We start from the raw sequence: 22,930 nt of genomic DNA, 5'->3' as shown, positions 1-22,930 counted from the left end.
GGCGCGTTAAAGCGCACGGCTCTACGGGGGAAACGATGGCAAACTTCACATTAGGTGACCGCTCGCCTGCTATTTCGAAAGCTCAACTCACTGGCGATGAAAATGCACGCCGCATCCGCCTTGTCGTTTCCGCGAGCATGATCGGCACGATCATCGAATGGTACGACTTCTTCGTATACGGCACCGCAGCCGCCTTGGTCTTCGCGCCGTTGTTTTTCTCGAAAGCCAGCCCCACCGTCGGCACGCTTGCAGCCTTCGCGACTTACGCACTTGGTTTCGCCATTAGACCGATAGGCGGTGCCGTATTCGGTCACCTCGGCGACAAGCTTGGGCGGAAAACTATACTTGTAACGACGCTGATGATCATGGGCATCACCACGACTTTGATCGGCATGCTTCCCACATACGGCCAGATCGGTAATTTTGCACCGATCCTGCTGCTTGTTCTTCGACTGATACAAGGCTTCGGAGCTGGAGCTGAGTTCGCCGGCGCTGCCATTCTGGCGGTCGAATTCTCTCCAAGAGATCGACGCGGCTTCTATGGAAGCTGGTCCCAGATCGGAGTTGCGATTGGCCTCGCCGCCGCTGTCGGCGTTTTCCTGCTCGCCCAGAAACTTCCCGAAGCACAATTCATGTCCTGGGGTTGGCGCATTCCGTTCCTTTTGAGCTCGGTCGTCCTGCTAGTCGGGCTTTGGATTCGCGTTCGGATCGGCGAATCGCCGGTGTTCGAACAAATTCAGGCCGAGAACAAAGTTGCGCGCTCTCCGCTAATGGAGGTGTGGAGGACGCAGATGAAGAGCTTCCTGCTTGTGGTCGGCATGCGTTTCGCAGACAACGCCGTTCTCTATATCCCCGTCGTTTTCACGCTTAGCTATCTGAAGCTACGTGGTTACCCAAGCGACGTCGGTTTGATCGGCGTGTTCCTGGCCGCAGCGGCCCAGGTGATTTTCATTCCCATCTTTGGATCGCTGTCCGATCGTGTCGGCCGGCGTCCCGTGTACGGCGGTGGCGCGCTCGCCGCTGCCGTCGTGATGGTCCCCTATTTCTGGATGATGGATAGCGGGAACACTTGGGCCGTGTGGTTTGGCATCACACTCCTGGGCGGTTGCATCTACTCCGCTCTGGCAGGAAGTCAGCCTGCATTCTTTTCCGAACTGTTTCCAGCCAACCTGCGATACACCGGGGTGGCTGGTGCGCGCGAATTCGGGGCAATTGCAGGTGGCGCCATTCCTTTAATTGCGACTGCCTTGATTGCTGGCTATGCGAGCGCAACTCCGGTCGTAATCTTCGTGATTTGCATGTGTGTGGTGACTATCTTCGCCGTCACGCTCGCGCCGGAAACACGGGGAAAGGTCGATGCAATAAAAACATGAACGCTTCGACGTATCGCGAAGTCGAGACGCAGCCGATCTGACTCCTTAAGAACACCATCATGATTTCAGCGCTCAGTATCCCGTGCCATGGCGGAGCTATTTGATGGCCGAGACCAAAGACGTTCTGGAGAATTTGAGACTACTCAAAGCGTTCCTGAAGATCAAAGATCCCACCGTTCGTCGCGCCATCATCGAGCTGGTTGAAAGGACGTCGACACTGCTCACGTCAGAGAAGAAAGTCCCCGACCCTCGCGAGGGTTGAGCGATAGCCGGTGTCGTCCGCTCAAGGGATGTTATGAGATAGCCTTCCAACTGATAAGGTTTCTAGTGTTTCCTTATCAGTTAGCGAACTGACTCCATTTGGAGACAAATCTTATCAGTGGCGAACTGACCCGTCTGATGTGCCTCATAGCAAGAACGACAGCGCCGCCTCGCAACGCTCTTCCACTTTTAACGTCAACAGATCGTCGGCGCGCGTCCGCCCGAGGTTTACGGCGGCGATCGGGATGCGCCGATTTGCTGCTGCTTGGGCAAAACGGAAACCCGAATAGACCATCAATGACGAACCGACGACAAGCATGGCGTCCGCGCGATCCAGGTGCACTTGGGCGGCATCGACATGAGCGCGCGGAACACTTTCGCCAAAAAACACGACATCGGGCTTGAGGACACCGCCACAGGAAGCGCACGGCGGCACAGTAAAGTCCGAAAAGTCGCGATGGTCCAGGTCGGCGTCGCCATCAGGCAGTGCGGTGGCCTCGAGTTCGGCCCAAGCAGCGTTCAACCGCATAAGTTCGTCTTGAAAATCGGCGCGACGGCGTTCGGTCGAGCAGACCATACAACGAACCAGATCGAGTCGGCCGTGGAGATCGATCACGTCCCTGCTCCCGGCGGCCTGGTGCAGGCCGTCCACGTTCTGAGTCAATAGAATCTGACATCCGCCGTTCGCTTCGAGCTGTGCTAGAGCGCGATGCGCGTCGTTCGGCTCGGCCTGACCGAATCGCCGCCAGCCGATCATGCTGCGGGCCCAATAGCGACGGCGCGTCAGTTCGTCGGCCACGAATGCCTGAAAGCGAACCGGCTGGGTTCGCTTCCAATTACCGTCGGCGTCTCGGTAATCAGGGATTCCCGAGTTCGTGCTGCATCCGGCGCCTGTCAAAACAAACAGCCGCCGGTGACTTTGGACGAAGGCTTGGATCTCAGAGTTGGCCATTCTCTTCAACTATGTAATTGACGTCGAGCGTTAGCGCCAGACTGTCGAAATCACCGACTACGACGGACTGGCGGCAGGCTGTTGCAGGAACGACGCCGCCCTTCACTGTTGAACGAATGCCCCGAATTGCCTCTTCGCGTGAATTTAGGCGCGGCGATCAAGATGGGGATGCAGCCCAGGAGGATCGGGATGAGTGCGGCACCGGCGTTGCCGGCGAGGTCCCAGGCAGCGCCAGCGATCAACGAGACAAGCATCCCGAAACCGTAGCCGATCGCGAATGCTGCCGCTGAGGTCGGCGCGACGTCATTGGCATTGTCGCAAAGCAAAGGCGCAAGAGCCAATGCCAATGGCAGCGCGGCGCCGCAGGAGAATCCTGCCAATCCAGCCCAGAATACCGTCCACATGCTCGCCGTTGACATGACGCCAATCACGCAGGCACAGAACAGCGCTCCCAACGCAAGGTATGGCCAACGCTTGCCTTGCAGCCTGTCCGCCAGCAACAGCAGGAGAAATGACGCCGGCAACTGTCCGGCGTTCAGCGCCGTCAACGCCTGACCGATGAGCTCCTGGTGTCCGTTCGCGTTAAGGTAGGCGGGCAAGAACCCGTTGAGGCAAAAATAGGTGCTCGTGACGCTCCCCAGCGTCAAACCGATGCGCCACCCGAGCCGGCTGTTCCATTGCGGAAGCAAGCGCGCAGTGGCTATCGCTACCGCGTTTTTAGCGGACTTGGGGGCGAACATCGCAACTGCAACGGCGGTCAAGATCAAAAACAATGCCCATACGCCGAGAGCCGGGCGCCAATTTCCACCGTAATACGGCAGAACCAGCGACAGCATCGTGGCGACCGGGATGATCTCGCCGAAGATCAAGCCATTGGTGTAGACCGCTGTTCCAAATGCCGATCTTTGCTGGGCCCACTCACGCACCGCTGCCGTCATCGCCGGTTGCATGATGGCAACGCCGACACTCATCAACGCACTCGTCAAATACAATTGCCACGCGTTCGAAACGCCTGTGCGGACCAGTGTCCCGGCCGCAGCGACAGCAAGGGCGCCCACCAATGCGCCACGGACGCCCATCCGGGCGATCACGATCGAGCCCGGCGCGGCGAAGATTGCGAACATGACGATCGGAATGCCCGCCAGCAGCCCAATCTGTGTGCCCGACAAATTGAGGTCTTTTTGAATTATCGCGATGACCGGCGGAACAGCCAGGATGGTAAGGCGAAGACAAACTCCGCACATCCAAAGCAGACAGAAGGCTGCCTTCGGGGCGATGCGTTCTTCCACTAAAGCGTCCGGGCCAGATTGGCGAAAAATTCGTCCGCCAGTTTCTTAGCCGAGCCGTTGATAAGACGCTGTCCCAATTGCGCGAGCTTGCCTCCGATCTGAGCATCGACCTGATAGCTCAGGAGCGTGCCTCCATCACGGTCGGCGAGATCGACCTTGGCTCCGCCCTTTGCGAATCCTGCCACACCCCCCTCGCCTTCACCCGAAATCTTGTAGCCGTTTGGCGGATCGAGATCACTCAGAGTGACCTTTCCACGAAATCGAGCGGATACCGGGCCGACCTTCATCTTGGCAGCGGCACGAAAACCTTGATCATCGGTCTTCTCCAATTCCTCACAACCCGGGGATGCAGGCCTTCAGGACGTCCGGATCGTTCAACTTTGCCCAAACAACCTCCCTCGGTGCGGCGAGTTGGATCTCGCCGTTCATCGTCATCGCCATAGGCGTCTCCGTTGCAAGAAACCGTTTAGATCATCAAGTGCCGACGGGCGCAAAGACCCTGGCCATGTACATGGAGAGATCGTCAGATATGTCTTCGCGCGATGCGTCGGCGATCCCGGCCAATGTCTTCGCCAACTCCTTCTTGAACTCGATTTGCATTGAGCGCGCGATCTGAATCCGCTGCGCTTGCGGAGATCCCGCGCCGTGCATCGATTCAGTCAGATAGCCAACGGCGTTCCGGCCGAGCGTCATGTTCTCAACCAGACGCAGGACCCGCATCCTGTCCTCGGTTGAAATCTCGGGGCGCCCCTTCAAATACTTCTCCACCAGAGGACCGATCGTCGGATGCCTAAATTCCTGCTCCGACGGCAGCGTGACCATCAAACCGCCGGCGAGATCCTGCGCCAGCCGGCCAATTTCGTATGGCAAGCGCGTCACATGGTGCTTGCAAACATTGGCCAGCATCTCGTCCGGAAGATACGCGCCCGATTTCATCTTCATGCCTTGATGGCTCGCGGCAATGCCGGTGCCGTAAATCGTTTCGTTGAGATGTGTCATCTCGACGAGCTTGTCCTTGATGTGCGAGACACGTTCCACACCATTGTAGTCGGCAATAGTGGCGGCCGCTCCGATCAGGACATCTCCGACGCCGGTTTTGCAGACGTAGCTGCGGCGATGATAGCAGGTAAATCGTTCGACCAGAGTGGAAGCGAATTCGTATTCCCCATCGAGGAAGACGAGTTCCCGCGGGATGAAAACGTCCTCGAAAATAATCATCGCCTCCTGGCCCGAGTACTGCGCGTTGCCGACATCGATGTCGCCGCCTTCGGCGCTTCGGGTGTCGCAGGATTGCCGTCCATAGATATAGGTGATGCCTTTGGCGTCGACCGGGATCGCGCCGACGATCGCGTAATTCTTGTCGGCAGCTTCCAGCCTCATTGTCGGCATCACGATCAGCCAGTGCGAATTCAGGCAGCCGGTCTGATGGGCTTTGGCGCCGCTGATGAAGACGCCATCCGCGGTGCGGCGGGTGACATGCACGAAGAGATCCGGATCGGCCTGCTGCGAAGGCGATTTGCCGCGATCACCCTTCACGTCGGTCATCGCACCGCCGATGACAAAATTCGCCGTTTGCATCCGGGTAAGGAATTGCGTGAAACGCCGATGATATTCGGTGCCGTATTTCTCATCCAAATCGAAAGTGACGGAATGCAGCGAGTTGAGCGCATCCATGCCGACGCAACGCTGGAAACATGTGCCGGTCAACTGCCCCAAGCGCCGCTGCATCTTGTTCTGCATGACGAGATCGGCGGGGCTCGCCGAGATATGGAGAAACCGATTCACGCGCTCGCTGGTAAACGGCGATACGGCCGAGGCAAGTTCCGGGTTTTCGTTTGCGAGATCGTAGGTTTGCGCCACCGCGTTGATCGAAGGCCGGATAATCGGATGATCGACTGGCTCCTCGACCAATTCACCCATCAGGTAGACCTTGAGTTTTCGATTCCGCAGGCTATCGATGTATTCGGAGCCCGACTTGATCGGCTTGCGGGATTTCGGGGCCAAGCCGCTTGCGATCGTTTCCTGATCCATCTCTCCCTCCAGATAAACAACCAGGCCCGCTTCGCGAGCGGGCCTGAACCACGCGTATTCTAGCGGCGGAACAGGCTCGCCGGCATCAACCCTTTTTGACCAGCGGACAGGCGCTGTCCTTCAGCGGACGAAACGCCTGGTCCCCAGGGATTACCTCGCGAAGCTTGTAGAAGTCCCAGTCGCCCTTGGACTCGGAAGGCTTTTTCACTTCGTACACATACATGTCGTGCACCATGCGGCCATCCTCGCGAATCCGACCGTTCTTCGCGAAGAAATCGTTGATCGGCAACTCGCGCATCTTGCTCATGACGGCTTGCGCCTCATCTGTGCCGGCGGCTTCGATCGCCTTTAGATAGTGCATTGTCGACGAATAGTCGCCGGCGTCGCCCATGTGCGGCATCTTCTTCGTCCGTTCGTAAAAGCGCCTGGACCAAGCCTGGGTTTCATCATCGCGATCCCAGTAGAACGCATTAGTAAGAACCAGTCCCTGCGCTGCCGAAAGTCCCAGGCTCCTGACGTCGGTGATCCAGACAAGTAGACCGGCGAGGGTCTGGCCGCCAGCCGGAATGCCGAATTCCTGCGCCGACTTGATCGAATTCACCAGCACATTACCGGAGCCGGCCAGCGCCACGACTTGCGCTTTCGACGACTGCGCCTGCAGGAGGAAGGAGGACTGATCGAACGAATCAGGCGGATAACGGGTCGATCCGAGAATCTCGCCACCCATCGCCTTCACGACCGCTGAGGTGTCGGCTTCGAGCGCGTGCCCGAACGCGTAGTCTGCTGTCAGGAAATACCACGACTTCTTGCCCGCCTTGGCCAAAGCGGCGCCGGTTCCGCGCGCGAGGGCATAGGTGTCGTAGGCATAGTGAATACTATTTGGCGTGCATGCATCGCCGGTGAGACGAGACGACCCAGAGCCATTGATGATGGCGATCCGGTTCTTTTCTTTCGCGAGCCCGGCAACCGTGAGCGCGATCGACGAATTGATCAGGTTGCCGATCATATCGACGTGGTCCACGTCGAACCATTTGCGCGCCAGCGCAGAAGCGGTATCCGGCTTGTTCTGGTGGTCGGCGACGATCACCTCGATCGGCTTTCCGAGAACCTTGCCGCCGAAATCCTCGACGGCCATCTTGATCGCCGTCACCGAGCCTTCCCCGGATTCGTGCGAGAATTGTCCCGACATATCCGTCAGCACGCCGATCTTGACGACGTCATCAGAGATCTTCGTGTTCTGCGCTCCGGCTCCGCCGTTGAACATCAAGATCGCCGCCGACGCGATCAGAAGGCTTTCGGTCCTCAGCTTCATGACATTCCTCCTGAAGGATTTTTTGCTTGTTAGTTTGCTTTTATTACTAGCATAACTAGACTTATGTCACATGCGTAACTAGACTGATATTTCCGGCGAGTCAATCGCGCCGGTGTGGTAAAGCTGCGCGACTTTCGAGGGCCGCCGTCGCGGCTCCCGCGTAATGGACAGTTCGGAATGCCCGCCGCCGCCAAAATACAAACGACCAAATCCCCGCTGAAGCCAAGATCACCGGCGCCCGAGGGGCGAACCGGCATCGTCCGCACCGAGCGCAATTGTTCGGTCGCTCGAACGCTGGACATCGTCTCCGACGCCTGGGCATTCCTGATCATCCGCGAGGCGTTCTTCGGCACCCAAACGTTCGAAGCGTTTCGCTCCGCGCTCGGCATTCCACGGGCGACACTGACCGATCGGCTGAGAAAGCTTACCCAACTCGCCATCTTCCGACAGGTTGCGCCGGGATCATCGCAACGCAAGGAATATCGCCTGACGAAGATGGGGTTTGATCTCTATCCGAGTTTCATCGCGCTGATGCAATTCGGAGACCGCTGGCTCTTCAACGACAAGCCTCGTCCGCTGACGCTGATCCACGCCGCCTGCGGTCACGACAGCCATCCCATTGTCACCTGTTCTCATTGCGGCGAAGGCGTCGGCGCCCGCGATGCCAAATATCGCGACGGCCCCGGCGTCGGCCGATGCCCCGCCAAACCCGGCCGCAACACCAGACGTCCTTCGGACGGAAGCCGGTTCGTGCACGGCCGCCCAAGTTCGGTTTCGCGCGCACTTGAAATCATCGGCGACAAATGGAGTTTCATGGTTGTTCGAGAGGGCTTCTTCGGCAACCGCCGTTACGACAAGATCCTGACTGAACTCGCGATCGCGCCTAACATCCTGACCGATCGGCTCAACCGCCTGGTTGCCAGCGGTGTCTTTTATCGCAGGCAATACCAGAGCTCCCCGGACCGGTACGAGTATCTTCTCACCGACATGGGGTTGGACCTCTACGGTCCCTTCATCGCGATGTTGCGATGGGGCGATCGCTGGCTCTCCAAGGGCAAACCACCGCTGATACTCACCCATCTTAAGTGCGGACACGATTTCCAGCCGTCCGTGAAATGCGATCAATGCAAGCAGCCGATCGTTGCTGCGGACATGCGATATCGGCTGACCTACGATCCGCAATCGTTCGGCGCCCTGGGTCCACGTTCGGTCGACTGATCGTCCGGTCACGATTGGCTCAAGGCTTCGATCAGCTTGAAGCGCATGATCTTCCCGGATCCCGTGCGGGGAATTTCTCCGACCAGATGGGTCGCCTCCGGAATCTTGTAGGCCGACAGATGCGCCCGGCAATGATCCATCAGAGACAGGACGTCTAACGCATTTTCCTTCGCGACGACGAAGAGACAAGGCACCTCGCCCAGCGTCGCGTGCGTCACGCCGACAACCGCGCAATCCTTGACCTGGGGATGCCGGACGACGACTTCCTCGATCTCGGCAGGCGCGATGTTTTGGCCACCCCGGATGATCAGTTCCTTGATCCGGCCCGTGATAGTCAGGTAGCCGGCGGGATCCGACTTGGCGAGATCTCCTGTGTGATACCACCCCTTGCGGAGTGCCGAAGCAGTCTCCGTGGGCTTGTTGTGATAGCCCTGCATCAGATTCGGTCCGCGGACAATCAGTTCGCCCTCGCCACCAATTGGAACGTCTTCGAGCGTATTCGGATCAAGGATGCGCACCGCGAGCCCCGGTACCGGCAATCCGCATGAGCCATTGGGCCGCGCGCCGCTGAGCCAGTTCATGGTGACCATGGTCGATGTCTCGGTGATGCCATATCCATCCAGCAACGGTGTCTTGAAGCGCTCCTCGAAAGCCCGATTCAATGTAGCCGGCATGATGGCGCCGGCAGAGATGCAAAGCCGGATATTGCCGAGCCGCTCGACCCGTGTCTCCTGCGCCCGATGCAGCAGATAATGAAACATGGTCGGGACACCCGGGAAGACCGTGTACTTACCCGACTGCATCAGATCCAAAGCGAGTTGCGGAGAGAACCGCTCCATGAGGTGTTCGCTTGCACCCACCGCCAGAACGCCAAGCACGGACAGATTCAGACCGTAGGAATGAAACAACGGCAGTGGCGAGAGAAGAACGTCCTTCGGGCCGAGCCCGCAGATCGGAGCCCAGCAGGCAGCCGCAATCCAGAGCATGCCGCGTATTGAAAGAAGCACGCCCTTGGCGCGGCCGGTGGTCCCCGACGTGTAGATGATAAAGGACGAACGATCGATATCCTCGGGATCGAGCGGCTTGGCATCGGCGTGCTGCGCGAGATTGGACAGCGAAGTACCTGCTTGCTCCGCACCGTGGCGCGCGAAGATGGTTCGCGGCGCAATATTGGCCATCCGCGAGATCTTCGTCACCAATTCCTTTCTATCGGCCGTCGTGACGATAAAGCCGCAATCCGCATCGGTGAGCCGGTAGCTGATCTCGCCTTCAGCAGCGTCATAGCTTATCGGGACGATCACGGCTCCGGCCCTGAGTCCGGCAAAGCAGGCTTCGATCGAGTCGACCCCGTTCGGCAGATAGATCGCGAAGCGATCACCCTCGCGCAGTCCCGCCTTTGCCAGGTTGGCGGCGATGGCCGCCGTGTTGTCCGCCAGCTGCCTGTACGTGACGGAACGCACCGAATCCGAGTAAGCGATCTGCTCGGGCCGGTTCTTCACGTGCTGATTCATCAGCCGCGCAATTGGAGCGATCAAATCAACGTCCATCATCGCCGTATCCCCTAGACCATACTGTATCCACCATTGATGCTGATCACCTGCCCAGTGATCCAGCCACCCGCATCCGACGCCAGCAGCGTGACCAGGGGCGCCACGTCGGACGGGAGTCCGAGCCGGCGAATGGCGTAAGCCTTGACCAGCTTTTCGCGGTTCGCTTCGACCCAGGTCTTGTCGTGGGCCGTCTCGATCAGACCAAGCGAGATCGAGTTTGCGGTCACACCCGAACGCCCCCATTCGCGCGCCAGCGATTTCATCAGCGCAATGGTGCCGGCGCGGGCCGCGGCCGCGATCGCCAGACCGGACTCACCGACCCGGGAGGAGTCGCCCATGATCGAGATGATACGCCCGTGGCCTGAGGCCTCGAGCAGCGGACCCGCGCTATGAGAACAGTTCAGCGCACCATAAAGACAGGTGTCGATCTGCTTTTTCCATTCCTCGGGCGTGCTTTCGCTGAAACGCTTGCGCAATACCAGACCGGCGTTGTTGACGAGGATGTCCAGTCCGCCAAAATCATTCTTGATGTCCGCGATCATCTTCTTGACGATGCCCGCATCCGCGATGTCGGCCTGGTAAGCCTTCGCCTTGCCGCCCGCCTTTTGAATCTCGGCAGCGACAGCCTCCGCCTCGGCCTTTGAACTGTGATAGTTGACAGCGACGCTTGCGCCCTCCTCCGCAAGCATTCTGGAGATGCCCGCGCCGACGTCCCGGCCGCCACCGGTCACGAGGGCAACGCGTCCTTTCAAGTCACTCATCTACTTTTCCTCTCGATTTTAACTTGGCTTGTTCCATCAATTTGAAGATACGTTCCGGCGTCATCGGAAGAATCGAGACGTCGATATCGAGCGGCGACAGCGCATCGGCGATCGCGTTCGCAATTGCAGCCGGCGCGCCGATCGTGCCGCCCTCGCCCATCCCTCGGAAGCCGCCGGCGACCGCGGACTCGCTCTCGATATGCACGACGTCCATCAGCGGCACGTCGGGTGCGGAAGGAATCATGTAGTCGACGAGGCTCGCGGTCAGGAGCTGACCATCCTCGTCATAGATCAGTTCCTCCAGCAGAGCTGCGCCGATGCCTTGCGCCACGCCACCGTGCACCTGACCGTCGACGATCATCGGGTTGATGATCCGGCCGCAGTCTTCGGCGACGACAAACTTCAGGATCCGCACGAAGCAGCTAACCGGGTCGACCTCCACTGCCGCGATGTGGGTGGCCGCCGCGGTTGTCCCGTTGATCGGGTCGTAGGTGTAGGTCGCGCTCAACTCCTCGCGAGCCTCCACCGGCAAGGTCTTCATATCGGCGTAGACCGCCTTGGCGATCTGCTTGAAACTCACGGCGCGGTCGGTTCCGAGTACGGTGGCCATGCCCTCGGTCACTTCGATGTCGGCTGCGTTCGCCTCGAGAAGATGCGAGGCGACACGCTTGATCTTCTGCTGCAATATCTTCGAGGCGTGCTTCGCCGCGCCGCCCCCCAGAACCGCGCTGCGGCTCGCATAGGTTCCGGTCGACATCGGCACCTCGTCGCTATCGCCCTGGATGACGCGTACATCCTCGAACCGGGCGCCGAGATCGTCGGCCACGATCTGGGCCAACGTCGTCTCGAGGCCTTGGCCGTGAGACGCGACGCCGAACGCCGCGGTGATCGCTCCCGTCGAGTCGATCGTGATCTTTGCCGTCTCGGATCCGGTATTGATCGGCATGCCCGGCGCCACCGCGATTCTCGAACCAATGCCGGTCAATTCGGCGTAGGTAGCGATGCCGATGCCGAAAAGCCTCCCCTGCTCGCGCGCTTCAGCTTGTTCTTTGCGAAGCTGCTCATAGCCGGCGGCCTCGGCAGCCGCGTCCAGGCATTCGACGAAACCGGTCTTGTCCCATATGATCCCGGAAGCGATCCGGTATGGAAACTCCTCCGAGCGGACCAGATTGCGACGCCTGATCTCGAGAGGATCGATGCCCAGCGCCTTGGCGCCGAGGTCCATCAGACGCTCGGCAACGAAGGTCGAAATGGGTCGGCCAACGCCACGGTACGGACCGGTCGGCGGCTTGCAGGTCGCGACACCACGCACCGCGCCCCTGTAGGAACGGATCTTGTAAGGCCCCGGCAGGAAGCTCACGACCTGGACCGGTTCAAGACCGCAAGTCCAGGGATAAATCGAATAGGCTCCGACATCTCCGATGACGTCGGCCTGCAGCGACGTTGCGATACCGTTCGCGTCGAACCCCATTTCGGCATCGACGATTTCGCCGAAGGCCTGGCTGCTGCTGCTTACGTCCTCAAGCCGGTCCGCTGTCCACTTCACCGACCGACGAAGCTTGCGCGCCGCGATGCAAATCAGAAGCTCTTCAGGGTAGAGCGAGCCCTTCGAACCGAAGCTTCCCCCGACGTCCGGCGCGACGACACGGAGGCGATGTCCGGGCAGGCCGAGCGACTCCGAAATGGCGTCACGGACGATTCCCGGAATGTTCGACGAGGTGTAGAGCGTGATGGCATCACGACTCTTTTCGTATTCCGCGGCGTAGCTTCGTGGCTCCATCGCAAGCGGCGCCTTACGGGTCATCTCGAAGCGGCCGCCGACCCTGACGGCCGCGGCGTTCAAATCCGCGGCGACGTCCCCCTTCTTGAATTCGCGCGCAATCAGGACGTTGGTGCTAGCTTCTTCGTGCAAAAACGGCGCATCATTCGCGACCGCCAACTCCGCGCGCGAGACGGCGCCGAGAGATTTGTAGTCGACTTCGATGAGCTCCAGCGCATCCTCCGCGAGGTAGCGAGACGTGGCAACGACGGCGGCGACGGGCTCGCCGACGTAGCGAACCTTCCTGGAGGCAAGCGGCACGATCGGCGTCGCATAGTAGTTCGCCATCCGTGAGAACGGGATCACGGGTTGGAAGTCTCCCGCGATATCCTCGGCCGTGAACACGGCAACCACGCCCGACGCCGCCAGCGCCGCGGCGGTGTCGATCCGTTCGATGCGGGCGTGAGGCTGACCACTGCGAAGGAAGGCGAGATGGAGCGCTCGGTCGGGTTTTCGGTCTGCCGTATACTCGCCGTTGCCGGTCAACAGGCGCGGATCCTCCGTGCGCTTGATGGGCGCGCCGACGTTCCGTGGCCGCAACACATCGGAAGGATGAGCGATTCGATCGCTACTCATAGCCTTCGCTTCCTTTGCGCAAGACTTGCCATTGCTGGTCGTCATGGCCGCAAATCACGGTAGCGCCGCGCCTCTCGATACGCCGGACTTCCTCGAAGGTCTTCAGTTGCTGATCGACGTTCCAGGTGTTTCGAGGCGCAGCGTCGGCATCGAGGTTCCGCCGGAGACTCACCGAATCCGAAGCCAACAGGAATTGACCGTCGCGGTCGAGGCTTACCAAAGCACCGAGCGTTCCAGGTGTATGACCCGGCAACGGCAGCAGCACGACGCTGGAATCGCCGAACAAGTCCTTCTCTGCGCTCACAGCTTCAATCGTCTGGCCGGTGTTCCAGTCGGCCCGGCGATAGCCCGCGTTCTCGGCACCCGGAGCGTTGGCCGCTTCAATTTCCTTTGTGTGCGCGAGGATCGTCGCCTTCCCGAAGAATTGGTTGCAGCCACAATGGTCGGGATGGAAGTGCGAGTTCACGACGATGTCGATGTCGTCTGGCCCAAGCCCGGTGCAGGCGAGGCTTGGCAACAATGTCTCGCCCGCGCTCATGATCGGATTCATTAATTTGGCCAGCGTGCCCCAGTGGTCCTCGGCGTTGTCGACGACAGAGGGATGGCAACCGGTATCGAACAGCACGTTGCCCTGCTTGTGCCGGATCAAGGCGCTGCTGACAGGAAGATCGATGGTTTCGTTGCGATCGGCGCCGGGCACGTAAATGCTTTTCTTCATGCGAAGGCGGCCGGCTGCGAGAAAATTGAGTTTCATGGCGCCTTCTCCGTGCGCTTGGCGGCGGCGCTTCTGATTGCCGCAACGATGTTCTGATATCCGGTGCAACGGCAGAGATTACCCGAGAGACCCTTCCGAATGTCATCGTCGGTCGCTAGCGGATACTTCTGAAGCAGATCCTCGCCCGTCATCAGCATGCCGGGCGTGCAGAAGCCACACTGAAGCCCGTGATGCTCGCGGAACTCGGCTTGCAGCACGTTGAGGTCTTCCGGCGATCCGAGCCCTTCGACCGTGACGATCTCCGCGCCGTTCGCCTGGACGGCCAGCATCAGGCATGAACGCACGCTGTCGCCGTTCATCAAGACGGTACAGGCACCGCAAACGCCGTGCTCGCATCCGACATGCGTCCCCGTAAGGCCGAGCGTATCCCGCAGGAAATCAGACAGAAGCAGGCGAGGCTCGACGTCGGCCACATCGTATGGCTCTCCATTCACGGTCAAGGATATCTTGATCGTCATCGGATCAGTCCTTCATCGCCAACGCCGTCCGCAACGCGCGCTTCGCCAGCTGTGCAAGCAGATGCTTCCGGTATTCGGCCGAACCATGAATGTCTCCGTTCGGAGAGACTTGCGAGGCGATGATTCCCGAAAATCGATCGGGCGTCCCTTCGTCGATCCGCATGGCGACAAGCTCCCGCTCCGCTTGCCTCAGCCGGAGCGGCGTGTCGGCCACACCCATCACCGCGACACGCGCGGCCTCTAGTCCAGACGCGCCGCGGCGAATAGAGATGGCGATACTCGCAAGCGCAAAGTCGCCGAAGCGGCGCGCGACCTCCTCGAAAGCCCAACCGTCCTGCTCCATGATCGGGAATTCGATCTCCACCACGATCTCTTCCGGCTCCAAGCAGTTCGTCAGCGCGTCAACAAAGAACTCTTCCGGCGCGATTGTCCGGCGGCCCTCCGGCCCCTGCACGGTGATCGCCGCCTCATAGAAAGCTGCGAGCATGGGAAGCTCGGCTGCGGGATCCGCATGTGACAGACTGCCGCCGATGGTGCCACGATTGCGGATCGCCAGATGGGCGACGTGGCGCATGGCCGCCGACATTACAGGCAGCTTTGAGGCGATCAAGGCCGAGTGTTCGAGGTCGCAATGGCGCGTCAGAGCGCCAATGGCGATGCGGTCGCCACGGTTTTCTATGTACGACAATCCCTCGATGCCGTTGAGATCGACCAGCACGGCAGGCCGAGCCATCCGGAAGTTCAACAGCGGCAGCAGACTCTGCCCGCCGGCCAGCACCTTACCCTCGCCGTTCGACGCGACCAGCGCCTCGATGGCCGCGTCTACCGTCGACGGCGAAACATAGTCGAACTTGGCAGGCTTCATCGGTAGCCCTCCGAAATTGATTGCTTCCCGGTCCAGGCCTATTTGCCGCGAAACCGCGGTGGCCGCTTCTCCGCGAACGCCTGCCGGCCTTCCTTGAAATCCGCGCTGTCGGAGGCGGCATCAATGAGCCGCTGCGCGGCCGCCAAATCGAGCGCGCCGGGTCCCATCGAAAGGCCGTTCAGCATGTATTTGGCGCCGGAAATCGACAGCGGCGCGTTGGCCGCCAACCGTTCCAAAAACTTCTCAGCGGCAAGGGCCGCATTCTCGTGCAACTCGTCGATCAGGCCCATCGAGTGGGCCCGATCGGCTGGATAACGGTCGGCCGAGTAGAGAACCCGCTTGGCGTTGGACACGCCCGCAATTGCCAGTAAACGCTGCACGCTGTGCACGCCGTACACGATCGACAGCTTCGCCGAAGGAATGCCCATCGTCGCGGTGCGATCGCCAAAGCGGAAATCGCATGCGAGCGCGAGGTGACAACCGCCTCCGAGACAATAGCCAGAGATCGCGGCCACGACCGGCTTTCCAACCGCGGCGATCGCCCCCGAACAAGCGTCGACCGCAACTTCGTAGGCGGCGCTCTGATGCCTGTCGTCTCTGATCTCTTCGAATTCGGAAATGTCTGCGCCGACAGAAAAGTCTTTACCCGAACCCCTCAGGACCACCCCTCGGACATCTTGATCGCCAGCGAAGCCGGCGAAGATCGCGGCCAATTCGCGCCACATCGCGAGCGTCACGGCATTCTTTACGGCTGGCCGATCCAGAATGACATGGGTAACGCTGCCGCGCCGCTCGATTCGAATTTCCTCCACGTGACCTCTTTGGCGCCCAGCCGATCAATTCTCGGACTTTTTGACTAACAGTCGCAGCCCAATTTGTTACTTGCATAAGTAGACTAATGCGCCGAGGCAAGTCAAGTCCCCGCCACCCGTGGTCAAGAATCGGGTTTCGTTGCTGGGTCGCTTGTCAACATGGTCACCGATAAGCGAATGCAAGCGGCTTCGGAGCCTTATCGATCCGCAGCCGTTATCCGTCAGGTCGCTATCGGTTCAAGCAGCGCGACCTTGGGCGGCTCGTCCCCCCAAGGGACGTCTTCAACAATGTCCACGGAGGCGGCGCAGCCCTCAAACCGATTTACTCAAGACTTCACAAACGGCCAACTGATAAGGTTTTGCTAAAAAGCCTGCCCGTGGCGACAACTGATATCAGTACGCAGACCATTCCATTATTCCATCAGTTACCGCACCAACTCTATTCGAGCTGCTACCGCGTACACATTTCGAATCAGCTTCGCTGCCGCCTGATTGAAAACACAAAGTGCTACGGCTGATCAGTTGGGTAACATACAGCCTCTTCGGGCTGTTTTCCTACTGAGCCGCTAGAGCGGTTACCCAGCTGAAGTCATAATAGGCGCTCAAGCCTTTCATTAAAAATATACCACCAAGAATGGAGGCGATCAGCACCAATGTCCTTGTCGAGAACACCTTACTGAACAGTGTAATGTGATACTTCACTACCTAGCGCCGATGACCCAGTTTAATTCCAAGCTTGAGCGCCTTTTGTCGCAGCGATCCTTCAGTACGCCTTGTGAGCTTTGCGATCTTGGCAACTGGCGTCCGCGCCTTTGAATGCGCTCGCAACTCCTTGACATCGGCTTTGGTGTATTCGCGGCGTACGGCCTTTTTCGTCTTTGCCGTTTTCTGAGATTTCTTCGCCACTCGCTGTCCCTCATCTGTGAAGCGGTCGTACTACCACAGAATTTCTATGGCGCAACCATGGCAGCTCTACCGCTGCCTTTCGATCCCTGGCGACACAAGGCCTCACAGCAGCCGTTACCTACGGCTAAGAGTTCACGATCGAAGATGGCAAAATTGCCTGCGCGGCAACTCTACGCGAACACAAGGCGATAACGGCGATCGTCGCTGCAAACGATATGCTGGCCTTCGGCGCGCTGCGGCAGCTGGGAGCGCACGGCATGCATTGCCCGCGCAATATTTCGATCATCGGCATGAACAATATGCCCTTTATGGACAGCATCACGCCCGCGCTTGCCACCATTCGTACGCCGACCACCGAACTCGGCAAGCACGCCGCGGAGATTCTGCCGCCACGATCCATGGCACGGCGATCGAAAACAGACGCGTTGTGTTAACTCCAGAACTCGTCGACCGCCATTCCGTAACGGTCGTTCATCCAACCAAAGTCCCTAGCGCTGCGGAAAAAAACGCGACGAATTTGACCATTCCTTGATTTTGCTGGTTTTGATCCATTCCGCCAGCTCATCATGGCGCACGATCCACACACCAGGAAAGCCGCGAATATATTTCAAAATTCGATCGAGCTGCGCCGCCATCAACGGCCGGCCGCCGAAATGGCAGTGCAATGTAATGTTGAGGTACGACGTCGGTTCATTCGCATACAGATAATCGAACGTATCCTTATATACGTCGTACCAATCTCGGGGATTGCCGCGTAATACCCGGTGATCAGCGAAATCCGAATGCGGAAGAGCGACTAACGTGCCCTTCGCCGTGTCAACGCAAAACGGGAGGTCAATGTTGTTGTAGTCGCCATACCACAGGAAGCCGGTATCGGCGATGATCTCTTCTGTATGCGCGGTCGGCGCAAGAACCGGGCTAAGCCATCCTTTGGGCGGGGCCCCCGTTAGCTTCTTGAATACGCCGATGCACTTCTCAATGATCGAACGCTCCTCCTCGGGATCGAGATAAGCCATCAATGCGTCTTGCGTGTACGAATGGGCTGCGATCTCATGGCCGGATTTTAACATGCATTCGACCGCATCGGGCGCCAATTCCATCGAGTGTGCGTTTGCAACAAAGGTCGAAGGTACCTCATGATCATTGAGGATCTTCAAGAGGCGCCACACTCCGTGGCGGCTGCCGTACCATCCCCAGGTCATCGCCGCGCGGTCGTGTGTACCCAGTTTGAGCGAGGTCGTCTGAACTGAAAATGGCGGCCCTTTATCGCCCGCCCAGTTTTCCATGAGACATGTTACCACCACGACAATCCGCGCCCCGTCTGGCCAGGAAAATCCTTTAGAAGAGGAAGAGTCTGTCACCTCTGTCATTCAGTGCCTCTTTTTGGCGACCTGCTACCGTCTTATCTCAAGGGCCGGCCGAGATTAATGTGAAAGAATTTACCGAGGGCTCGCACCCGTTCATCGAATGCTGATGAAGCTATCACAGGGCCGCTGTCAACAGATACTGGCTCGGACCGGCCAAGCAACCTGGTCCTCGACTTCGGTCTCCAAGACGCGATAGCATTGCTTCAAATCCGGCGGAGATTTGCGAATTTCTGACCAAAGAACCGCCGCCGTCGAGCGGTCCGGGAGGAACGAAGTGCATCGTCGCGATTGCATTCTAGGGGGTGGAGCGGCACTGCTCGCTCAGCTTTTGCCGCGCAGGTTCGCCTTGGCTCAGTCGAAATACCCGGTGCGGCCGATCCGCCTGATTGTCCCGTATGCACCCGGCGGTGTCGTGGATGCCGTGGCCCGCAATTGGGCTGAACGGATGAAGGCGCCGCTTGGCACGGTCATCATCGAAAATCAGGGCGGCGGCGGCGGCACGATCGGCGCCAGCACGGTGGCCCATGCGGCATTCGACGGATACACGCTGCTGTTTGGCGACACGAGCAGCCAGATCATTGCACCCCATCTGATGCTCGATCCGCCGTATGATACGACGAAAGACTTCGTTCCCATCTCGATGATTGCCACATCGTCAACGGCCATCGTCGTGCATCCCAGCGTGCCCGTCAAAACTCTGGGCGAGTTCGTCAAGTATGCCGTCAGCCATCAGAAAACTCTGTCCTACGCTTCGGCCGGCGCGGGAACGGTGACTCACCTTGCCGGGGAAATGTTCAAGCAGCTTACGAATACGCCCGATATTCTGCACGTCCCTTATCGGGGCGCCGGTCCCGGCTTGGTTGATCTAATGGCAAATGTGGTGCCCATGATGACTCCAAACGTGACCGGTCAGGTTTTGAATTTCCACCGTAGCGGCGATATCCGCATCCTTGCAGTCTGCGCGCCTGCCCGGCTCAAGGCCGCGTCAGAAATTCCAGCGGCTGTCGAAACGCTCCCAGGAATGGTCGCCGAACTCACCTGCGGCGTTCTGGCGCCGACGAGAACGCCACAGCCGGTCATCGCTCAAATTTCCGAAGCGACCGCGACCGTCATGAAGCAACCTGACTTTGAACTTGCTCTGCGAGCTGCGGGGTTAGAAATTCGACCCGACGCGAACCCGGTAGAAGCGCAGGCATTTCTTGCTTCCGAGCGGCAGCGACTCATTCCGATCATCATGGCGGCAGGGCTGCAACCTCAATAAACCGCCCGACGCAAACAGCAGGAAACAATGACCGCAATCACACTGGAACAAGCCAATTGCATCATCGAAGCGATCATAAAACGCGGCGCGGAAATGGAGTGCCGCCCATTAAGCGTTGTCGTCGTCGAGCCCGGCTGCATCGTGAAGGCGTTCCAAAAAGAAGACGGATCATCCATGGTTCGATTCGAAATGGCGTTTGGGAAGGCCTACGCGTCCCTAGCCCTTGGCCGCTCTTCCTCGCTTGTGCGGATTCGCAACGAGGAGAAGCCAGCATTTATGAGCTACCTCTTCCGCGCCACCGATGACAAGATTTTCCCGGAGGGTGGCGGAATGTTGATACGTGCGAGCAACGGCAAGGTTGTTGGAGCAGTCGGAGTTACAGGCGATACTGAAGAAAAGGATGAGGAATTAGCTGCTTTCGGCATCCGGGCCGCGGGTTTCAAAACTGACGAGGACTGCATGCACATGGGCCGCGACGTTAACGTCAGGCAGACGAAATAGGCCATTCATCAAGCGCGTAAATCGACGCAGCTTTGCTGCAATTTGCAGAGGACATTTCGGAGGCGGCACTATGCTTGGCCCTAAACCGGCCCACCGCTTGCGTCTTCCACTTGATACGGGTGATGGAGACCGCCGTGCAGATCCTGGGCAACCGCTTCGGCATTCAGCTTACGGCCGACAAAAACTGGCAGAACATCCTGGACGAAGCCAACAAGGCTATCAAAGCTTTGAACCAAAAGGACGCCACCACCAAAGCCTACGCAGGCATCGCCTCAAACCTCTATAACGTCAAACTAGCCTGGCGGAACGAGGTCATGCACCCGAAGCAGACCTACACGCCCGATGAAGCCAAGAACGTTTTCCACGCCGTCCGCAACTTTACCGAAGACCTGGCCGTACTCCTTTGAGCCGGTCCTAAGCGCCCGCGCGCGCCGAGTAGGATGATCACAGTTGAGCGGTGTGACATGCGCAGCCGCAGCCGCCGGAGGCGCGGACCGCGCAACCTCGGCAGCCACCAAATCCGCGCCGGGCTACCTGCACGCCGCTGCCAACTTTTTCCTTGTCGAAGACGTAGAACGTGGCGAGACTGGTATCGGCTATTTCTTCCTCACCGAGCGTGATTGCCTCATTCGGCGCGAAGGCCGTCGTCTGCGCCACGTCCGCCATCGGTACCGCCGATGCTGTCGCGCTTCCCAATAGCGAGAAGGTCAATCCGGCGGCTCCGAGAGCCGTTAGGCCGCTTTAGTTCTGCGCTTCTGCTTCGAAGCTTGCTTCACCTGTGGCATGGTCTCGTCCTGCGTAAGTCGTCGTAAAAGTACCGCGGCTCACTGGTGCGCCGCTTTGATCGAGGGCCACGCGAGAAAAAAGCGCATGGGACACCTTAAGGGTTGTCGGCAGCGGATGCAGTCTAGCACCCTAAGCGCACGCCCGCGCCTTAATAAAAATCGGCGCCGCAGGGCGCGGGTGCCAGCAGCGTTTTCGTGGGGGTGTGCGACGCCCGCGCAGCCCCGCCATCGGGCGGGATGATGGCGAGGCCGGCCTGACGATAGCGCCTCTTTGTGACGGCACATGGTCCGGCAATTGCATCAATTCAACTGCGCCCAACCCTGCATCACCCCTTGGCGGGCATGGACCGCGCCGGTCCCCCCCCGCAAGCCCTTACGGGACCGGCGCACCTCCGCGGCACATCATTTGCAGGTCACTTCCAGCCTGATCTCACATCGGGAGCCCCCCAGACTGGCCCGGCGCGGACGACCTCCCAGAAAATCGCTTCGGGCCATTGACAGCCTGGTCAAGTTTGTACTCGTCTCTTAGCTGTGCGCTCTCGAGTGCCGCGTATCACGAGCTGGCAAAGACTCAATAGAGCACCCGGGCCAGCATGATGACGTCGTAAACTGCGTCGCCGGTGTGCTCACCGGCCTGATTCTTAGGACTGGTCAGGCGGCGGCGCCTTCTATGAATTGGCTCGCCGCGAAATGGCTGCCGAGAAATCAGGTTACGGCGCTTGTACGACGCGATCGTCTAAGGCCGATTAAAGCAGTGGTTGCCGCCGCGCTGGCACGTTATTTGGAATCCGGTGGTAGAAGTAAGCTCACCAGCGAAAGCGTGTCTACGGCCACGTGCCCCTGAAATTCTGATCGATCTCGCCATAGCGCAATCGATGGTCAGCACAATTTGCTCAAGACGATTGTCGTTTGGCGAACGAGGGCTTTGTTGACACGGTGTTGACACGGCGAGTTTTCTTGAAAATCGGACAAAAAGAAAAACCCGCCAACTCATAGAGTCAACGGGGTTATTTTCTGGTTGCGGGGACATGCAACCATCTCAAATTGCTATTCGAGGCAGCCGCCTGAAGTCCAGAGAAGGAACGACGGCGGCCCCCTATCGCGTATCCGACGCTCTAGGTCGTCGGTTGTCCCTTATTAAGAAGGTGAGAAACGGCGGTGAGAAGCTGGGCTGGAGCGAACGGCTTGTCTAGCATGATGCTGTTCGGAACGCCTTTAGAGGTCCAGTCTGCTGCGGCGGCCCCGCTCATATAGACGACCGGAAATTCGGGCTCGATCTCTCTGGCATGTTGGGCGACTTCCCAGCCATCCATTTTACCCTTGAGATGGATGTCGGTCACTAACGCCCGGTATTTGCGGTCGTGTCCCTTTAGGAGAGTTACCGCCTCTTCACCTGAGGCGGCTACGGCGATCTCGAAACCGCCTTCCTTCAGGGTGTCTTCAACGAGGCTCTGCATTAGTTCATCGTCCTCGACGACGAGAATGATCGGCAATTCCAAAGCTATTCTCCGGTCCGGTGGATGCTGAAACGGACTGCGAAGGACGATAAGTTACAAACAGCACACAAGTTCCTCGGTTCGACACTTCGCAGAAGAAAAGTTTTGCCCGATGTTGCCTTTTTGGCATGGACATACGCCAATCAGGATTTCAGAATTTATCGCGATGGAACGTACTGACAAAGCGATGAGGTGCCCGCAGTGCGGTTCACTGATGCGCCTAGCATTGGCTCCCCGCGGCCAAGGACCGCGCTCATTACGCTGCGAGCAATGCGACCGTCCCGACCCACTTAGGGCCGGCGAATTTGTCGGCTGGCTGAGAAGCGAACTCCGACCGCCGAAGTAGGCGGGGCAATTTTCAAGTCGTTTTTATTTTGCAATGTTCAAAGTGGTCGCACAGCGGTCTCTTGGAACTGTGCCACAAAGAACGGCCCCGGTGGACTAGTCGAGAGTTTGCTCCCCGAGAATGGCGAGAAGCCGTTTGCGGTGCTGACGCGCAAAGTGATCAAGGCGGAGATGAAAGCGCGAACCCCGTCGCAGGCGGGCAACCTGCTTTCGGCGC

21 protein-coding genes and 1 pseudogene are annotated in these 22,930 nt (G+C 59.0%); 7 read left to right on the top strand and 15 right to left on the bottom strand.

Annotated features, from left to right (window positions below):
* The first annotated feature begins 35 nt into the window (after positions 1-35).
* Positions 36-1,373 (top strand): MFS transporter, encoded by a 1,338-nt coding sequence (locus tag ABSE61_RS14755; RefSeq protein WP_423871863.1) that lies wholly within the window; start codon positions 36-38, stop codon positions 1,371-1,373.
* A gap of 103 nt (positions 1,374-1,476) precedes the next feature.
* Positions 1,477-1,635, top strand: a complete 159-nt coding sequence (locus ABSE61_RS14750) for a hypothetical protein (RefSeq protein WP_423871862.1) — start codon at positions 1,477-1,479, stop codon at positions 1,633-1,635.
* A gap of 144 nt (positions 1,636-1,779) precedes the next feature.
* Here the strand turns inward: ABSE61_RS14750 and ABSE61_RS14745 are convergent, their stop codons facing one another.
* The 5 genes and pseudogenes from ABSE61_RS14745 to ABSE61_RS14725 all read right to left on the bottom strand — a co-directional run bounded on the left by ABSE61_RS14745 (position 1,780) and on the right by ABSE61_RS14725 (position 7,218).
* Entirely contained in the window at positions 1,780-2,586 is an 807-nt protein-coding gene (locus ABSE61_RS14745; RefSeq protein WP_423871861.1) for an NAD-dependent protein deacetylase, read from the bottom strand.
* 50 nt (positions 2,587-2,636) lie between these two features.
* Positions 2,637-3,830 (bottom strand): MFS transporter, encoded by a 1,194-nt coding sequence (locus ABSE61_RS14740; RefSeq protein WP_423871928.1) that lies wholly within the window; start codon positions 3,828-3,830, stop codon positions 2,637-2,639.
* A gap of 44 nt (positions 3,831-3,874) precedes the next feature.
* Positions 3,875-4,316 (bottom strand): annotated as a pseudogene (locus tag ABSE61_RS14735) (SRPBCC family protein).
* Between the two features lie 33 nt (positions 4,317-4,349).
* Entirely contained in the window at positions 4,350-5,906 is a 1,557-nt protein-coding gene (locus ABSE61_RS14730) for a 4-hydroxyphenylacetate 3-hydroxylase family protein (protein WP_423871860.1), read from the bottom strand.
* An 85-nt stretch (positions 5,907-5,991) separates the two neighbouring features.
* Positions 5,992-7,218 carry an ABC transporter substrate-binding protein gene (locus ABSE61_RS14725; protein ID WP_423871859.1) on the bottom strand — a complete coding sequence of 409 codons (1,227 nt, stop codon included), beginning with the start codon at positions 7,216-7,218 and terminating at the stop codon, positions 5,992-5,994.
* 177 nt (positions 7,219-7,395) lie between these two features.
* On the opposite strand from ABSE61_RS14725, the gene ABSE61_RS14720 reads away from it, so the two are divergent.
* On the top strand, positions 7,396-8,436 hold the full coding sequence (locus ABSE61_RS14720; RefSeq protein ID WP_423871858.1) for a winged helix-turn-helix transcriptional regulator: 1,041 nt from the start codon (positions 7,396-7,398) through the stop codon (positions 8,434-8,436).
* A gap of 8 nt (positions 8,437-8,444) precedes the next feature.
* Here ABSE61_RS14720 and ABSE61_RS14715 read toward each other — a convergent pair whose 3' ends face one another.
* From ABSE61_RS14715 to ABSE61_RS14685, 7 genes are read right to left on the bottom strand one after another with little or no spacing between them, the layout of a single operon-like run.
* On the bottom strand, positions 8,445-9,986 hold the full coding sequence (locus ABSE61_RS14715) for a class I adenylate-forming enzyme family protein (RefSeq protein WP_423871857.1): 1,542 nt from the start codon (positions 9,984-9,986) through the stop codon (positions 8,445-8,447).
* Between the two features lie 11 nt (positions 9,987-9,997).
* The gene (locus ABSE61_RS14710; protein ID WP_423871856.1) at positions 9,998-10,747 is read right to left on the bottom strand and encodes an SDR family NAD(P)-dependent oxidoreductase; all 750 of its coding nucleotides are present in this window, start codon (positions 10,745-10,747) and stop codon (positions 9,998-10,000) included.
* Entirely contained in the window at positions 10,740-13,142 is a 2,403-nt protein-coding gene (locus ABSE61_RS14705) for a xanthine dehydrogenase family protein molybdopterin-binding subunit (protein WP_423871855.1), read from the bottom strand. Before ABSE61_RS14705 ends, ABSE61_RS14710 begins: the two co-directional genes overlap by 8 nt.
* Positions 13,135-13,896: an N-acyl homoserine lactonase family protein gene (locus tag ABSE61_RS14700; protein WP_423871854.1), complete on the bottom strand. Its 762-nt coding sequence runs from the start codon at positions 13,894-13,896 to the stop codon at positions 13,135-13,137. Before ABSE61_RS14700 ends, ABSE61_RS14705 begins: the two co-directional genes overlap by 8 nt.
* Positions 13,893-14,375 (bottom strand): (2Fe-2S)-binding protein, encoded by a 483-nt coding sequence (locus tag ABSE61_RS14695; protein WP_423871853.1) that lies wholly within the window; start codon positions 14,373-14,375, stop codon positions 13,893-13,895. Before ABSE61_RS14695 ends, ABSE61_RS14700 begins: the two co-directional genes overlap by 4 nt.
* Before the next feature lie 4 nt (positions 14,376-14,379).
* Complete coding sequence (locus tag ABSE61_RS14690) at positions 14,380-15,240, bottom strand: FAD binding domain-containing protein (RefSeq protein ID WP_423871852.1); 861 nt, start codon at positions 15,238-15,240, stop codon at positions 14,380-14,382.
* A gap of 38 nt (positions 15,241-15,278) precedes the next feature.
* Positions 15,279-16,052 carry an enoyl-CoA hydratase-related protein gene (locus ABSE61_RS14685; RefSeq protein ID WP_423871851.1) on the bottom strand — a complete coding sequence of 258 codons (774 nt, stop codon included), beginning with the start codon at positions 16,050-16,052 and terminating at the stop codon, positions 15,279-15,281.
* A gap of 1,043 nt (positions 16,053-17,095) precedes the next feature.
* Here ABSE61_RS14685 and ABSE61_RS14680 point away from each other — a divergent pair.
* Complete coding sequence (locus tag ABSE61_RS14680; protein WP_423871927.1) at positions 17,096-17,392, top strand: substrate-binding domain-containing protein; 297 nt, start codon at positions 17,096-17,098, stop codon at positions 17,390-17,392.
* A gap of 54 nt (positions 17,393-17,446) precedes the next feature.
* Here ABSE61_RS14680 and ABSE61_RS14675 read toward each other — a convergent pair whose 3' ends face one another.
* Positions 17,447-18,328, bottom strand: a complete 882-nt coding sequence (locus ABSE61_RS14675; RefSeq protein ID WP_423871850.1) for a polysaccharide deacetylase family protein — start codon at positions 18,326-18,328, stop codon at positions 17,447-17,449.
* Positions 18,329-18,599: 271 nt separating this feature from the next.
* Between ABSE61_RS14675 and ABSE61_RS14670 the strand changes: the two genes are divergently transcribed.
* The 3 genes from ABSE61_RS14670 to ABSE61_RS14660 all read left to right on the top strand — a co-directional run bounded on the left by ABSE61_RS14670 (position 18,600) and on the right by ABSE61_RS14660 (position 20,494).
* A complete protein-coding gene (locus tag ABSE61_RS14670; RefSeq protein ID WP_423871849.1) occupies positions 18,600-19,586 on the top strand; it encodes a Bug family tripartite tricarboxylate transporter substrate binding protein in 987 nt (328 codons plus the stop codon).
* 27 nt (positions 19,587-19,613) lie between these two features.
* Entirely contained in the window at positions 19,614-20,087 is a 474-nt protein-coding gene (locus tag ABSE61_RS14665) for a GlcG/HbpS family heme-binding protein (protein ID WP_423871848.1), read from the top strand.
* A gap of 122 nt (positions 20,088-20,209) precedes the next feature.
* Positions 20,210-20,494 carry a hypothetical protein gene (locus tag ABSE61_RS14660; protein ID WP_423871847.1) on the top strand — a complete coding sequence of 95 codons (285 nt, stop codon included), beginning with the start codon at positions 20,210-20,212 and terminating at the stop codon, positions 20,492-20,494.
* A gap of 37 nt (positions 20,495-20,531) precedes the next feature.
* Here the strand turns inward: ABSE61_RS14660 and ABSE61_RS14655 are convergent, their stop codons facing one another.
* Positions 20,532-20,798 carry a hypothetical protein gene (locus ABSE61_RS14655; protein WP_423871846.1) on the bottom strand — a complete coding sequence of 89 codons (267 nt, stop codon included), beginning with the start codon at positions 20,796-20,798 and terminating at the stop codon, positions 20,532-20,534.
* Positions 20,799-21,987: 1,189 nt separating this feature from the next.
* Positions 21,988-22,365 (bottom strand): response regulator, encoded by a 378-nt coding sequence (locus ABSE61_RS14650; RefSeq protein WP_423871926.1) that lies wholly within the window; start codon positions 22,363-22,365, stop codon positions 21,988-21,990.
* Between the last annotated feature and the right edge of the window lie 565 nt (positions 22,366-22,930).

This window comes from Bradyrhizobium sp. (assembly GCF_049519115.1).
In the GTDB taxonomy this organism is placed as follows: domain Bacteria; phylum Pseudomonadota; class Alphaproteobacteria; order Rhizobiales; family Xanthobacteraceae; genus Bradyrhizobium.
The sequence above is the reverse complement of the archived record's forward strand: the minus strand, read 5'-3'. Positions and strand labels throughout refer to the sequence as shown.

Excerpts from the sequence above, each read along its gene's own strand:
- ABSE61_RS14755 (WP_423871863.1), top strand. The coding sequence starts at position 36 with ATGGCAAACTTCACATTAGGTGACCGCTCGCCTGCTATTTCGAAAGCT.
- ABSE61_RS14750 (WP_423871862.1), top strand. The coding sequence starts at position 1,477 with ATGGCCGAGACCAAAGACGTTCTGGAGAATTTGAGACTACTCAAAGCG.
- ABSE61_RS14745 (WP_423871861.1), bottom strand. The coding sequence starts at position 2,586 with ATGGCCAACTCTGAGATCCAAGCCTTCGTCCAAAGTCACCGGCGGCTG.
- ABSE61_RS14740 (WP_423871928.1), bottom strand. The coding sequence starts at position 3,830 with ATGTGCGGAGTTTGTCTTCGCCTTACCATCCTGGCTGTTCCGCCGGTC.
- ABSE61_RS14730 (WP_423871860.1), bottom strand. The coding sequence starts at position 5,906 with ATGGATCAGGAAACGATCGCAAGCGGCTTGGCCCCGAAATCCCGCAAG.
- ABSE61_RS14725 (WP_423871859.1), bottom strand. The coding sequence starts at position 7,218 with ATGAAGCTGAGGACCGAAAGCCTTCTGATCGCGTCGGCGGCGATCTTG.
- ABSE61_RS14720 (WP_423871858.1), top strand. The coding sequence starts at position 7,396 with ATGCCCGCCGCCGCCAAAATACAAACGACCAAATCCCCGCTGAAGCCA.
- ABSE61_RS14715 (WP_423871857.1), bottom strand. The coding sequence starts at position 9,986 with ATGATGGACGTTGATTTGATCGCTCCAATTGCGCGGCTGATGAATCAG.
- ABSE61_RS14710 (WP_423871856.1), bottom strand. The coding sequence starts at position 10,747 with ATGAGTGACTTGAAAGGACGCGTTGCCCTCGTGACCGGTGGCGGCCGG.
- ABSE61_RS14705 (WP_423871855.1), bottom strand. The coding sequence starts at position 13,142 with ATGAGTAGCGATCGAATCGCTCATCCTTCCGATGTGTTGCGGCCACGG.
- ABSE61_RS14700 (WP_423871854.1), bottom strand. The coding sequence starts at position 13,896 with ATGAAACTCAATTTTCTCGCAGCCGGCCGCCTTCGCATGAAGAAAAGC.
- ABSE61_RS14695 (WP_423871853.1), bottom strand. The coding sequence starts at position 14,375 with ATGACGATCAAGATATCCTTGACCGTGAATGGAGAGCCATACGATGTG.
- ABSE61_RS14690 (WP_423871852.1), bottom strand. The coding sequence starts at position 15,240 with ATGAAGCCTGCCAAGTTCGACTATGTTTCGCCGTCGACGGTAGACGCG.
- ABSE61_RS14675 (WP_423871850.1), bottom strand. The coding sequence starts at position 18,328 with ATGACAGAGGTGACAGACTCTTCCTCTTCTAAAGGATTTTCCTGGCCA.
- ABSE61_RS14665 (WP_423871848.1), top strand. The coding sequence starts at position 19,614 with ATGACCGCAATCACACTGGAACAAGCCAATTGCATCATCGAAGCGATC.
- ABSE61_RS14660 (WP_423871847.1), top strand. The coding sequence starts at position 20,210 with ATGGAGACCGCCGTGCAGATCCTGGGCAACCGCTTCGGCATTCAGCTT.